Source organism: Brevibacillus massiliensis, from assembly GCF_000311785.1.
Lineage (GTDB): Bacteria > Bacillota > Bacilli > Brevibacillales > Brevibacillaceae > Brevibacillus_C > Brevibacillus_C massiliensis.
The window spans coordinates 139,368-153,268 of sequence record NZ_HE978544.1; the positions used below are offsets into that span (position 1 = coordinate 139,368).

At 53.1% G+C, this 13,901-nt stretch carries 12 protein-coding genes and 2 pseudogenes; 4 read left to right on the plus strand and 10 right to left on the minus strand.

The window, feature by feature from the left end:
• Positions 1 to 100: 100 nt before the first annotated feature.
• From HGBM_RS18730 to HGBM_RS18755, 8 genes and pseudogenes are all read right to left on the minus strand, one after another.
• Positions 101 to 739 carry an aspartate/glutamate racemase family protein gene (locus HGBM_RS18730; protein WP_019122619.1) on the minus strand — a complete coding sequence of 213 codons (639 nt, stop codon included), beginning with the start codon at positions 737 to 739 and terminating at the stop codon, positions 101 to 103.
• Between the two features lie 2 nt (positions 740 to 741).
• Positions 742 to 1,569 (minus strand): annotated as a pseudogene (locus tag HGBM_RS27960) (aminopeptidase).
• A 17-nt stretch (positions 1,570 to 1,586) separates the two neighbouring features.
• Complete coding sequence (locus tag HGBM_RS27965) at positions 1,587 to 1,991, minus strand: AroM family protein (protein WP_390620995.1); 405 nt, start codon at positions 1,989 to 1,991, stop codon at positions 1,587 to 1,589.
• Complete coding sequence (locus HGBM_RS32610) at positions 1,922 to 2,134, minus strand: AroM family protein (protein WP_390620994.1); 213 nt, start codon at positions 2,132 to 2,134, stop codon at positions 1,922 to 1,924. Before HGBM_RS32610 ends, HGBM_RS27965 begins: the two co-directional genes overlap by 70 nt.
• On the minus strand, positions 2,119 to 2,337 hold the full coding sequence (locus HGBM_RS29040) for a hypothetical protein (protein WP_019122620.1): 219 nt from the start codon (positions 2,335 to 2,337) through the stop codon (positions 2,119 to 2,121). Before HGBM_RS29040 ends, HGBM_RS32610 begins: the two co-directional genes overlap by 16 nt.
• Before the next feature lie 5 nt (positions 2,338 to 2,342).
• Positions 2,343 to 3,413, minus strand: coding sequence for an S-methyl thiohydantoin desulfurase family protein (locus tag HGBM_RS18745; protein ID WP_019122621.1), 1,071 nt, complete (start codon positions 3,411 to 3,413; stop codon positions 2,343 to 2,345).
• An 18-nt stretch (positions 3,414 to 3,431) separates the two neighbouring features.
• Positions 3,432 to 5,014: pseudogene (locus HGBM_RS27970) on the minus strand (OPT/YSL family transporter).
• 335 nt (positions 5,015 to 5,349) lie between these two features.
• A complete protein-coding gene (locus HGBM_RS18755; protein ID WP_019122622.1) occupies positions 5,350 to 7,020 on the minus strand; it encodes a thiamine pyrophosphate-binding protein in 1,671 nt (556 codons plus the stop codon).
• Positions 7,021 to 7,131: 111 nt separating this feature from the next.
• On the opposite strand from HGBM_RS18755, the gene HGBM_RS18760 reads away from it, so the two are divergent.
• The 4 genes from HGBM_RS18760 (at position 7,132) to HGBM_RS18780 (ending at position 10,766) form a co-directional block, all read left to right on the plus strand.
• Positions 7,132 to 7,803, plus strand: a complete 672-nt coding sequence (locus HGBM_RS18760) for a GntR family transcriptional regulator (protein WP_026074524.1) — start codon at positions 7,132 to 7,134, stop codon at positions 7,801 to 7,803.
• Positions 7,804 to 8,031: 228 nt separating this feature from the next.
• Positions 8,032 to 8,325, plus strand: coding sequence for a TRAP transporter large permease subunit (locus tag HGBM_RS18770; protein WP_035287475.1), 294 nt, complete (start codon positions 8,032 to 8,034; stop codon positions 8,323 to 8,325).
• 172 nt (positions 8,326 to 8,497) lie between these two features.
• Positions 8,498 to 9,064, plus strand: coding sequence for an RNA polymerase sigma factor (locus tag HGBM_RS18775; protein WP_019122625.1), 567 nt, complete (start codon positions 8,498 to 8,500; stop codon positions 9,062 to 9,064).
• Positions 9,054 to 10,766, plus strand: a complete 1,713-nt coding sequence (locus tag HGBM_RS18780; protein WP_019122626.1) for a DUF4179 domain-containing protein — start codon at positions 9,054 to 9,056, stop codon at positions 10,764 to 10,766. The genes HGBM_RS18775 and HGBM_RS18780 overlap by 11 nt, the downstream gene beginning before the upstream one ends.
• A gap of 66 nt (positions 10,767 to 10,832) precedes the next feature.
• Here the strand turns inward: HGBM_RS18780 and HGBM_RS18785 are convergent, their stop codons facing one another.
• Both HGBM_RS18785 and HGBM_RS18790 read right to left on the minus strand, forming a co-directional pair.
• Positions 10,833 to 12,455 (minus strand): M20/M25/M40 family metallo-hydrolase, encoded by a 1,623-nt coding sequence (locus tag HGBM_RS18785; RefSeq protein ID WP_019122627.1) that lies wholly within the window; start codon positions 12,453 to 12,455, stop codon positions 10,833 to 10,835.
• A gap of 20 nt (positions 12,456 to 12,475) precedes the next feature.
• Entirely contained in the window at positions 12,476 to 13,885 is a 1,410-nt protein-coding gene (locus HGBM_RS18790; protein ID WP_019122628.1) for an amino acid permease, read from the minus strand.
• Between the last annotated feature and the right edge of the window lie 16 nt (positions 13,886 to 13,901).

Below are 13,901 nucleotides of genomic sequence, written 5' to 3' on the forward strand. Positions count from 1 at the left end.
TACAAGTTTGCTATTTTCGCCATCATTCTCCAAAACGCGGGGCTTTATGTGGAAAAAGCCGCTATCGTCTCACGTTGATAGCGGCAAAAAAACATCCAAATCAAGATCTGTTCAGGGCATAAAAGGCCAGCAAGCCCTCAGCCTCGACCGGGTCGATCACAGTCGTTCCCAATTCCTTCCGAATCAGCTGCGCCTTTCCGATGGTCGAGTAGCCGGTGCAAGCGAAGGCCAGCGTCTTGGCTCCCTTTTCCACCAGGGATCGGGCGGCCCGCAGCGCCTCTTTTTGGCCGGAAGGGGTAAGCAGGTCTGTCGTATTGGTCACCCCTTCCGGACAGGCGTGCCAGGCCAACTGCTCGCCTAACGCCTCCTGCATGACCCTTGGCGGGGTGCTGGTAATGTCGAGCAGCCCGACCGGCTCGCCAAAACCGCAGGCGACGAATGCCGCTGCGCTTCCCGCCCCGATCACCGGAACGGATACGTGCCGGCGCAGTTCTTTTCCCCCCGGATCATCGGCACAGCTCACCACCAAGACGCGGCATCCGGAAGCGGCCAGTTCTTTTCCCAAAGCGACGATCTTGGGAACGGCTATTCTTTCCGTTTCTTCGTCGTACACGCCGTGAGGTTGATCCGGAATGCATGCACTCCGGGTCGCTACCCCGTATTTTCCCTCGATGATAGCCCCGTGTTCACCCAGGATCTCTGGATTGGACGTCGTCAGCACCCGAATAATCCCGATCATGGCTATACGGTCAACCTTCCCTTTTGTAGTATGTTTATCTCGTCAATGTACACGTCAGGCTGGTGGACGACGAGATCGATATGCACGCCGGCATCGATGGACCCGCCGAAGGTGCGGTTGCTCCCAAAAGCGACGTGGATGGTGCCGTAGACCTTTTCGTCCTCCAGCACATTCCCCGTAACCCTGGCCTTGTCGTTCGTACCTATGCCAAATTCGCCCAATACCAGCCCATCTCCTTCTCCGAGCAGTTCCAACAATTGAGCCGCTTCGGCTCCCTGGGCGCCGGCGATGCGCCCCTGCTCCAGCGTGACGATAAGCGGTTCGCTCACCTTCCCGATCCCGGCGATGGAGCCGTCGACGACGATCTCGCCGACAGCCGTTCCTTCCACAGGGGCAAGATAGGCTTCCCCCGAGGGCAAATTGCCCGATTCCCCTGGATTCAGGTATACCCCTGTGCTGGCAATGCCCGCGCGCCCGGCAATGGAAAAGCGGAGTTCGGCCGTCCTTTTCAATCCGCACTTCACGGCCGTTCGTGAGGTATTGGCTGACTTTTTCCGTGCGGGCTCTCACCTGTCCGTAGTCTGCGGTGATCGCCCCTTCCGTAAACATGTCAGCGGTGATTCCCGGCATCGTCGCGATTCGGGCGCCTTTCGCCGCTCTTTCATGACCACAAGCATCGCTTCCGCTCCCAGGCCAAGGCCCGCCTGATGGATCGCTTCCGCTATGTCTTGTTTTTGCCGGTCGGATACGACCAGAAGCGTCTCGTCCGGCGATAGGCCAAGACTCGTCTCCAGTATGTTGCGGCTTGCATCGATCAACAGCGGATTCATCATCATTACCTCCTTGATTAAAACAGCTCTGAAACAATCTTGGCCACAAGGGCGTTCGACAACGCTTCTGCCATCGCCTTGTGTTCTTCCACGTACCCCATGCAATCCAGCAGGATGACGTCAGCCCCTTCGCTGGCCAGCTTTTCCGCCGCCTGTTCAAAATCGCTCGGATCGGCAGCATATGGCGACACTGCGGCATAGACTGCCGAGAGGCCGCCGCCCCATTGGCCGGACAAGGATTCCTGCTGCTCCAGCAGCGGGATGATGACGCCTACTTTTTTGTGCTTCAACATCGCTGACAGGGTCGATTGGACGATCTGATCAGGCTCGATCAACAAGGCCTGCCTCGCCGTCAGTCCCTCAAATGTGCCCGTGCACAGGACGAGAATATGTCTGCAGCCGGCCTCTTCCAGCTGATCAATTTTTTTGCCTGCAGAACGGGGGCTGCCTTGTCCCTTGACATGACAGCCGACTCGCCGGACAGCAGCCGGCTGGTCAGGATGCAATCATCCTGGCCCGGAGAAAAGGCGGCATCAATCTCCGCTTTGGTCAGCCCGTCCAACACTCCGACCTGGATGATCCCTTGGTCTTGCCATTTTTACCCGGGATCAAAATCTTGACGAAATCCGTCTTGCCCTTCTCTCCGGCAACGGTATCTACATCCACCTGCACATCAGCGTACGGGGCAAACAATTCCTTGATTCTGTGGCCGGAAGCATACATACTGTCCATCGCTTCGTAAACAGTGATTGTTTGCTTTAACGTCACGGCGTTCAACTCCTCTCTGTTTCAAACAAATACTTGATCATCAGCTTGCCGATGGCCTCTTCTACCGGCACAAACAACTTTTTGTTTCTCATCGGCGAGCCCAGCAGCAAATTCTCGCGCAAAACGGCAATCACCGCCGCCTTCTGCCCGTTGACGATCCGCGCCGACTCGAGCGGCAGACCGCTTTCCGCATCGAATGTCATGATCAGATCAGGGAACGTCGCCAGCCTTTTTCCCTTTGCCATGGTCATGTATTCATTCCAGAAAGTCAGCTCGAGGGAACCGATGTTCAGCCTGCCGACGTCAAATCCGCCGGTCGAGGTCAACTCGTACTGGGACACCACGCCTGTCTCCACGATTCTCCCGCGCAAGAACGAAGTCACGGCTTCGACCGCCTTCATCCCGGAGTGGGCCAGCATCTGCTCCCCGATCTGGATCGCCTGCTGGATCGCACCGGGACATCCGTTTTCCTTCACGTAGGCGACTAGTACCGGATTTCTCGCAACGGCCACCATGCCGCCCGCCTCCACAGAGGTTCGCCGCACCAGTGCAGCCATCTTCTCCAGGGAACCTCGGGCGCACATCTCGATGTACCGGCTCCCTTTTCCGCCTACGGCTGCCTGGATCGACACGTAGGATTCCAGCTCTGTCAGATTCATCGAACCCATGCTGCCCGTCGGGTGAGCCCTGCCGTTGCAAGGCGCATCCACCATGGGCAGGCCGGTCGCAGCCGACTGAAACCAACCGTTTACCGTCGTGCTGGCTCCGTTTTCATTGGTAATCAATCCGGCGATTCTGTGCTCGGAGTGCTGGAGCAGCGGCTGCAGGGCACGGGTGTAGTGAATCGGCTTGACGTACTGCTCCTGCGCCGCGGGAGCTCCGACTGCCGAGACAGTCACGACCCAGTCTCTATCATCCAGCTCATCTACTGTGACCAGCCGCGGCTCGCCGATTTCCAGCGCAAGCCTGCCCAGCTGCATGCCTTCCTCAATCGGCCCGCCACCGCCGCCGCCAAGCACCGCGCCGCCTAATACGGCGGCCTCCATTTTGCGTTCATCCAGTGAGATAACGTCCATTTTATCACCTTTGTCCTGTTATTTTTTCAGCGAGAAGACGGAGCTAAAGAAGCTGTACAGGGCGTCGTCGGCGATGAAACCCGCCGCCAAGATGCTCATCGACGATTCTGCGGATGTGCCTTTCCATTTCAACACGATACCGCGAATCAGCAGACCTGCCAGAACAGCCCACCCTGCTTCCGGATAGGCAAGCAGCATACCGGTTGCAAAAAGGATTCCCAATTGGTGCTTGGAACCGCCCAGCAGTTGCAGCAAAGCGCCTGGAATCGCCCAGAGGAACAGCTCCGTGGCGACGTTGCCGGACCACTCCTGCTTCGATCGTCGCAACGGAGACTTTATCGACCGGCGGCACGAGATTTTGCGCAAAATAACTTTTGTATGTCAAAAGCACCACCACGACAGCCACCGAGAACGCGATCATCGCAGCGATCAATTGCTGTCTCCGCCCTTCTTGTTCAAAAGCCTGATCCTTCCCGTTCCCACGGAGGATGTAGCCCGCTTTCAGATCGTAGCCCATGTCGGCAAAGGCCGGTCCGGTAGCAGCGCTAAATCCGACCACGAGTGCCAACGCGACCGGGGGAAAACCGATCACACAACCCAATGATCAACGTGATCAAAGCGACGGCAAAAGCGGGAAACCAGCCGGAGTGCATCGCGGAAATCCCGACGATCAATTCGTGCAGATAAGCGGCGAAAGCGGCAAAGACAATAAAACCGATGATCATTCCCAGCGACATGTGCGTAATCAATCCGCTGATCACTGCCAGAACCACTGCAATAATAATGTACAAAATGAGGCCTTGCACCAGTGTGCGGGAGGTGTCTTTTTCATTTTTCGTCACAGAAGCCTGCTCTGCCGAACTGTTCCCTTTTTTCTTGAAAATCACCAGCGATACCTGAATGAATGCGACCAGCCCTGCGCCGATCATCAGTCCGTGTGGAATGTACGAGTCCTTCAGATCGACGCCAAACAGCGTTGCGGAATACCCTTTGATCAACAGACCGATGCCAAACATCGCAAGCGCCCACATGTTCCCGATAAACGCAACACCGAATGCCGACATCGGAATGCCCAGGATGGAACCGACGACTCCGCCTGCGATCCCGACTCCGAGCAATCCTGCCCGCTTCCCTCCCTGGTCGCCGGCAAGGATCGATTCAGCGGTGGCTCGACCGTCCGGCCAGGTTCCCGACGCGGGAAAAACCTTCGAATCAAACAGCTTGTACAACAGAAATCCGTCGACGAACATGGCCAGCGCAGCCCCGATCAGCATCGGCAGGATCAATTCCGGTTTTCCGAAGATGAACGGAATGCCGATCGGAATCAACAGACTGTTGGCCGCTCCGAATGTGGCTGACGAGATGGACGTTTGAATCATATTTTGGCGATGGATGGAACGAAACTTCCGAAACAAGGTTACCGGTATTCTGGCAATGATCATGGCCAGCAGGACGCCAATAATCGCCGTATTGGCGGTAATGCCCAGGGTCAGAATCAATTGCATCCCGATGGCCGCCCCAAGGGCTGCCGTCACAATCGTCAGTACCAGTGTGCCCGGCTCGATTACTCTGGGATGCTTTTTCTGTTCCTCGTTTTTCATATGAACCCTCCTTTGTACCTATTATCGAACCACAGGTCCTATTTTTGATGAATACATATGCAATTATACAGACCAGGCCTGCTGCAATCAATCATAAATCTTCACCAGTTGGGACTTTCCCCAATTCTCGCTCTATTCTTTTTTTACGTCTGCAAACGCAGCAAAGCCGCTGGGAGATTGGCCTCCCAGCGGCTTTTTCCTCATCAACTGAATCTGCGACCCGCCATAAACGGCTGGCATTTGGAGGATTTTACATATTGTCCTACTAGTTTGATATCAGCGACAATTTATATCTATACATTTCCATGCTTGATTTCTCAAAGCAGGCAGCAGCTTTACTGCAGGAACACTTTTACCGTCGGATCGATATGAACATCCAGCAGGATCGGCTTCCGTTCGCCAAAGGCTTTTTGGAAAGCCGGCGCAATCTCATCCGGCGAAGTCACCTTGGCGGCTGCAATGCCAAGCCCTTCGGCTACACTTGCAAAATCAATCGGCGGAGTCAGGTCCATCCCTGGAAAATGGCTCCGTTTGGCTGATTCGCCATTGATGTTGAGAATGCCGCCCTTTAAAATCATGTAGCTCTGGTTGTTCAAGATCACGAATACGACAGGCAGGTTGTATTTGGCGGCATTCCATAAAGCTTGAATGTAATACAGGGAGGAGCCGTCCCCGATGATGTTGACGACTCTCCGGTCGGGCAGACCGAGCTGGGCGCCGAGAGAAGCCGGCATGCCATACCCCAGTCCGCCTCCTTTTAGGGCAATCAGGCTGTCTGGCTGCTGCAAATCGAGATAGTTGTGAACGTATTTTCCCGACGTGACCGATTCGTCGACGACAAAGGCATTTTTCGGCAGGCAGCGATTCAGCTCATGGATGACTCTGGCCGGAGATAGCGGGATGCTGTCGTACGTCTCTTCCAGTTCCTTTCGTTTTGCCGCATCTTTTTCCTGCCGCTTTGCCACGGCCTTGGCCTTGCGGGCGGCAAAATGCCTCCGCTCCTCCTCCGTTGCCTGCTGGCCGATCAGTTCGCACAGTTCCGCTAGGGCTGTCTTCGGATTGGCGATAATCGGGATATCGACAAACATATTTTTGCCAAGCTCCCACTCTCCGCTGTCAATCGCGATGACTTTCGCTTCCTTCTGCACCAAAGGCTGGTCGAAGTAGAGCAGCGGCGCTTGGCTGATCACGCCGGCAAAGAGGACGACATCAGCTTCTGCCAGCGCCTGCCGGATAAACGGCCCGTTAGGCAAAAAGCGCCCCTGAAATTGCGGATGGGTATAAGGGAAATTCAAGCGGGAAACCTGATGTTCCGCGTACACCATCGCCCCGGTCAATTCAGCCAATTCGACCAGGGCGGGGACGGCCCCGGTGCTGCCGATGCGGTCGCCCGCCACGATCATCGGGTGGGCGGCTGACCGGATGGCTGCCGCCGCCGCCTGGATGGCCTTCAGGTCTCCGCGGACTTCTGTTGCGATCCTCGTCAAAGGGATCGGATCGGCCGCCGATTCCTGCCACATCACATCGGATGGAAAGGACAGAAACACGGGACCCATCGGTTCGGTGAGGGCTACTTTAAAGGCCCGCTGCAGCACGACGGGCAGCTCCGCGGCATTCTTCACCTCCCAGCTCCATTTCGTATAACTCTTCACCATCTCCACCATTTCGCCCCACAGCGCAGGCTCCTGTACGCCGAATCGGGTGTCCTGCTGGCCGGCGGTCACGATCAGCGGCACCCCTGCCCGGTACGCATTGTACAGATTGCCAAAGCCGTGCCCGAGACCGGCCGCCACATGCAGATTGACCACGCCGGGCTTGCCGGTAGCCATCGCATAGCCTGCAGCCATACCGACACAAATATCCTCATGTAAAGAAAGCACATATTGAATGTCGGGATAGTTGACAAGGCCGTCGACCAGCGGCAGCTCCGTCGTTCCCGGATTGCCAAACAAATACTCTACTCCGTATTTGCGGAACGTCTCCAGTACAAAGTCTCTCGCTAACATAAGCACACCCCGTCCGTACCAAAAATTTTGAAAATTGTCATTTTATTATACCACAAAAAATCATATAAGAAAAATGTTTAAATCATATATGATTTTATATACAATCTCCTCATGACAGAGAAAAAACAAAGTACCAGCAAACAGGCCCTTGCCTATCAGGTGATATACTCCCGTATTGTCGAGGGTAAATATCCTCCGGGGCAAAGACTTGTAGTAGACCAAATAGCCAGGGAGCTTTCCATGAGTCCCATCCCTGTCCGCGAAGCGATCCGGCAGCTGGAGTCAGACGGATTGGTCACGACAAAACACAACAGCGGCGCGATCGTAGCTTTGATCAACGAACAGGAATACTTCGAGACGATGGAACTGCTCAGTCTGTTGGAGGGGTATGCCATAGCCTTGAGCTCGCTGTCCTTTCCCGCGGACAAGATTGACGATCTGCGAAACATCAATCAACAGATGAAAGGAGCTTTGGAGGATTTTGATTTTGTCCGTTTTGGAGAACTGAACAAGGATTTTCACTTCTTCACCTACGAATTTTGCCCCAATAAATTATTGACGGATCACATCCGGAACCTTTGGTCCAGATTGGATACCATCAGACGGACAGGTTCGATGTTCATCCCGAGCAGGGCAAAAGAATCGATCCAAGAGCACGAAGTGATCATTTCTTTACTGGAAGAAAAGCGGCCGTTCTCGGAAATCGAGCAATATGCTCGCACGCACAAGTTAAATACGCTGCAAGCGAGAAAAAAGCTGAAGGAGTCGCGGACAAAAACATAGAGAGAAGCGTTTCGCCTCTCTTTTTTTACCCATATATTACTGAAAATTTCCGATGTACATAATTTTTCATCTAGACGGAATACACTTTCGCTTGCCGGCTGACTATTTGAGTGAGGTGATAATCATGTTCAGATCAAACCGAGTTGCGCAGATTCCTCCCTACATGTTTGCGAAAATCAAAAAGAAAAAAGAGGAGATGGTTCAGTCCGGGATTGGGGCTGTCCAAAGTTGTTGTCCGTTCTGACGGCTCCGGCCCTGGAAAATCTGGGCGTGCCTCTGATCGCCGCCCACATGTTCATCCTGTTCTTTGGCGTGTTTGCCGACATCACTCCTCCGGTGGCGCTCGCCTCCTATGCAGGAGCCGTCATCGCAGGGTCTTCTCCGATGAACCGGGGTCACCACGATCAAGATTGCCGTCATCGGATTTATCGTTCCGTATTTGTTTGTTTACTAAGAGGACTCCTTGAACTATATCGCCGTTCGCAAGTTTTTGGAGTTTATTTCGGTTTCCTTATCGAGTGAGCAGTATAAAAAGCTGATCCGCCCATACGAATCAGCTTTTTATTCTTATTTCGAGCCGGGAGATTCTCATAACAAGTCCTGTAAGTTTTATCGGTTCCTTCCGTCTTACTTAACGTGAAAGGGAAAAGGGGCATAAAACTGCGCAGTGCCTTTGGAGATGGGAGGAGAAAAAATGGATGACGACAAGGATCTGGTACGAAGGGTGCTGACCGGTGACACCCAGGCATACAGCCAGATCATTGCCAGATATAAACAAAAAATTTTTGCTTTGATGTATCGTATGTCCGGTCATCCGCAAGATGCCCAGGATTTGGCCCAAGAGGTTTTTATCAAAGCCTTCTATCGTTTGCCGCAGTATTCCGGCGAAAAGAAGTTCTCTGCCTGGCTGTACCGGATTGCCACCAATCACTGTATCGACGAGCTGCGCAAGAAAAAACAAAGCGCAACCGTACCCCTGGACAGTGTCAATGCGCGAACGGAAACAACTCCAGAGTCGATATACCTGAAAAAAGAGCAAAGAGATCGGTTGGAGGAGCATATCGAAAAGCTGCCGGAAAATTATCGCATTATTTTTCTGTTGCGCCATACGCAGCAGTTATCTTATCAGGAAATAGCAGAAATTTTGGATATCTCCACCAATACGGTGCAGGTTCGCTTGTTCCGGGCGCGGCAGAAATTGCGCGAACGCATGGCAACAGAGGTAAAGGGAGGGAGCGCATGTGAAGTGTATGACTTCTGAAGATATGATGAGATTCCTGGATGAAGAGATGGCCGGTGGAGAAAGGGAACAGCTGGAGCAGCACCTCGCCCAGTGCGGTCACTGCCAACGTTTGCTGAAGCAGTATGCTGCTGACCTCCAGACGTTTGACCAGGTCGTCATGCGAGTAAGTGTGCCGGAATCCTTTACGGACGAAGTGATGGCAGCCCTGCTCTCTCCACTTCCCGAACAAGGACCATATCCGGAACAGCGAGCGAGCCTGCCGATGAGCCATCAACCAAAAACAAAGGGGAAAGATTGGATGAAAAAAATAACCTTTACCGCAGCGGGGTTTGTTCTGGCCGTATCGCTGGGAGCGTTTGTCTCTCCGACTTTTGCGGCATACGTCAAGCATGTGCCTGACTACGTGAAACAAATATTCTTTGGCAGCAGTGACACGGTCGATGAGGGAGTCCGGCAAGCTGCCGCGAATGGCTACGCCAGCGCGATCGATCAGAGTGTCACAGATCAGGGAATCACCTTGAACATAACGGAGGTGTTTGCCGACCCGTCGCGTGTGTACATCAAGTATGCGCTGAATAAAAACGGCGATGACTTTGAGGCGAAGGATATCAAGGGAGCTACAGGGTTTAGCGACGTCTGCACGATTCAGGACACCTCGGGTCAGGTAGTCAGCAGTCTGCATGGCTGGCAGCCCTATAACGGGGTTTTTGAATTTACTTTACAGGGCAACGAACCGAAACAGCTCAACATTCACGTTGACATCAGAGAGATCGACTCGACAAAGGGCAAGTGGGAATTAACGATTCCGGTTGACCTGGAAAAAGGACAGCTGGCGGTGAAAACAACGGAGATCAACCAGCAGTACACGTCACCGGAGGGTATCAACCTGTCCCTGCAGCATATCCAATTCCTGCCCAGCGTCACTCGGCTGCAGTTGGAAACCAGTCTGACCGCTGACCGCATCAAACAGCTGGAAGAGGCAATGGCCAAGCAGCAAGCTTCCGAGAAGCAGGGGGATGAAGTAACGGCAAAGCCGCAGCCAGTTTCAAAATACTTGGGCCATACGATTGCCAGTTACGGCTTGCATTATCATCTTCTGGACGGACAGGGACAGGTGGTCGCTGCTTACGATGACGAGTTCGATCCGGATTTCAACGATGATAAGAACAGGCTGCCCAATCAGGATTTGCAAGAAGCGGAGGGCAAGCTGGGAGGCAAGATAAGTCAGGCCCACGCCTTCACGCCCATAGCCGAACAGAAAAATCTGAAGTTCCAATTGCTCGGAATCTATTCGCAAGAGCCGGTATTTTTCTCCCGCTCCTTTGATCCCGGCACACTGTCGCGCCGACCGATTACGGAGAAAATCAATGGAAGTTCCATTACCATCAAAAGCTTCCGCCTGAAAACAGACACGAACAAAGAACAATTCGGAGACGCGATTCTTACCGACAAGCTCGCGATCCTGGAATTCGAAGGGACATTCGCCAAAGACAGAGTTGAAATTCCCAGGTTGAAGATCAAGGATGCCAGCGGAAACGAGTTGAATTACGATGCCACTACCAAGCGTGTAAAAAATCCGGATGGCACGATCAGCTTCCACTCCTGGATATTTATTCGTAATCTGGAAAAACAGCCGAAAGAGCTGACGCTTTCCTTTGACAGCATCACGAAGGTAAATCGCGATGTCAAATGGGAAGTTCCGATTCTGCCTGAAAAATAACCCGCTTGGATCGGTAAACCTCCACATCGTACAGTTCCATGATGTGGAGGTTTTTTCGACCAACGATTAGCTTGTCTCGATTTTTTCACCGACCATCATTTTAATCATGCCTTCAACCAGCTCCGGCACTTCTTCAAAAGCGCTTTTGACGTGAAGCCGTTCCGTCCGCTTGTGGGCATCCTTCCCAAATGGCCCGACATTCAGGACCGGCGCTTGAAGCTGTTTCATCGCTTCGAACGGGATGCTGTAGCTGTCTCCCCAGACCGGTGTGTTGGTCACGAAAGCGGTCCAGCCTTCCGTTTCGTCCTGATAATTGACATAGCTGAGGTCGCAGATGCCGTTGAAGAAGTGGATCTGATGAACAGGCAAAGCAAATTTTTTCAGCCCCTGCTCCTTCAGGTATTTGATACACCTGACGACGAGTTCATCGTCGGAGGAATGAACCGCCGGATAATAAGGCGGCGCGAACAGCAAGACCATCGCCGGCGCCAGCTCCTGGCACTGAATCATCAGGGTATCTGCAATGCGAAGCGATTTTTCGCGGTCGTCCCATTCTCCGTTTGCCAGAATGTTTGCTTTGATCGCTTCGACGGAAACTGTCCCTAATTTTTTGACAGCATGTGCAAGCAGATCTTCGTAACGCAAGACACGCACTTCTCCTACAGGTTCAATACGCTGCTCTTGGCAAATTGCCCTGTATGCTTCATTGCAAGCTTGGGCCGCTTCTTTCGCTACCATTTCGAATATATCCATGACTTCCGCAGCGGTTCGCTTCAGCACGAACACATTGTAGAGGCTTGCGGCGCGATACGGTGTTTGAACCGAGTACTCCATTTTTAAATCTTTTTGCTGCAGGGTGACCGGAAGCGGTGTCGTCTCGCCCATTACCGTTTCCCGGAAACGTTTGTTCCACTCCATGCGCTGGGTCAAAAACGAGGCGATGTAATTGGCGGTGATCCCGCTGAGCGGTTCGCCGACATGCGTCTCTTTCCCGTAAAACAGGGCAGACGGCATGATTTTGCCGATGGTCCCTGAATAGACGTAATAATTGTGGTCTCCCGGTCCTTGCGGAAACACCGGCTCCCCGTTTAAGAAGAGCTGATAGTCAAGTTCGTGCTCTTCCTTCAACTCCAATAAGGTGGTGACGGCAGCTCGCATGCCGGCCGAATTGACTTCCTCATCCGGCACGGTCAGCAAGAGGAGATTAATCGGCCATCGTTCGACAGACGCCTTTTCAATCAGCCCCATGTGCATCACGAGTCCCATTTTCATATCCATCGTGCCCCGGCCGAACAAATACTGACCAGACGCCAGGTCATGCCGGGCCTCTTCCGGCAGATCATCGATCCTTCCGTATAGCAGCCGGGTCAATTCCTCCGGCTGGTAAGCAAAAGGTTCGAGATCTCCATACTCTTCTGTATTCACCGTATCAAAATGACTGATGAGCACGATGGTTTTGGCGGTGTCGGAATGCTTGTATAAAGCCGTTAAAAAACGCCTGCCAAGATCGGCGTCGTGAAGCTTCAGGCAATCGGGATGTTGCTGAAAATACGCCAATTCCTGAAGTTTTGCCTGCACTTTTAGCGGAAAGTCGCGCTCTCCCTCTGTCAGCGTCATGCTTTTCCAGCTTACCGCTTCACACAATAACCTGCGCCGCGCTTCTGGCGTTCCCCATCTGAGCTGTGTCATGACTCCATATCCCCTTCAACTTATAATGGATCAGCGTCCATACTTGTGATGTCTTTCTGCTTTTTCGCATGTTTAAAGTGGTAATACAGGAAACACGCTAGTAAAAATCCGATGCCGATCAGCAAACTGACGATTTGCGTCGGATCAAATGCTAAAAATATCAGGATGGATACGCAAAAGACGATACAAACAATGGGAATGAGCGGATAAAACGGCACTTTGTACTGCAGATCTTCTACTCTCCCCCCTGCCCGCACGTATTTGCGCCGAAACATCAGCTGCGAAAAAGCGATGCCAATCCATGAAATCGTAACAGAAATCCCGGCAATTGACATCAACAAAACGAATACCGTGTCGGCTGCGATTACACTGGTCAGCAGCGATAGCAGGGAAAAACAGATCGTAAACGCCAGCGCGGAAAACGGAACCTTCCGCTTTGACAGTCTGCCAAACAGCTTTGGCGCCATTCCCTCGCCCGCCATCGCCCACAGCAGGCGGGTTGACGCGTAAATGCAGGAATTCCCCACGGATAAAATGGCGGTCAGGATCACGAAGTTCATGATGTCCGGCGCAAACGGAATGCCCGCCAGATCCATGAGAGTCACAAATGGGCTCTCCAACAATCCCAGTTCAGCCGATGGGAAAATGGCAGCCAAAATGACGATCGACGCGACGTAAAACACGATGATTCGAAACAGCACGTTCCGGATTGCACGGGGAATGTTCTTTTGCGGATTTTCGCTCTCTCCGGCAGCAATTCCGATCAGTTCCGACCCTTGGTAGGAGAAGATCACATTCATCATCGTGACGAAGAGGATGACAAACCCCGCCGGAAACAGGCCGGCCGGCGCCAGATTTGCCAGAAATGGAGCCGGGCGGTCGGCCAGGGGAATCATGCCGAAAATAGCGCCAAAACCGATGATGATAAAGAGCATGACGGCCAGCACTTTGATCCCGGCAAACCAGTACTCTGCCTCCGCGAAGCCCCTTGTGGTCAGGGCGTTGATCACAAACAGGATAACGATAAAAATCGCGCACCAAAGCCAAATCGAGATGCCCGGAAACCATCGCTGCATCAGTATGCCTGCGGCTGTAAATTCCACTCCGGCCGTTGTAGCCGACCCGACGAAATACATCCAGCCCAATGAAAAACCGGCGGAAGGACTGATGAATTTGCTGGCGTACGTCTGAAACGAGCCGGTAACGGGCATGTAGACAGCGAGTTCCCCCAAGCACACCATGACCAAATAGAGAATCAATCCGCCGAACAAATAACTGAGCAAGGCTCCGCCCGCTCCCGCTTCGTGAATGGTATAGCCGGCGTTTAAAAACAATCCTGTACCAATTACTCCCCCGAGGGACAACATAAACAAGTGGCGGCTCTTCATCGAGCGCTTCAACTGATTTTGCTGCAGGTCCTGATCGGTCATGGTTCTCACACCTCTC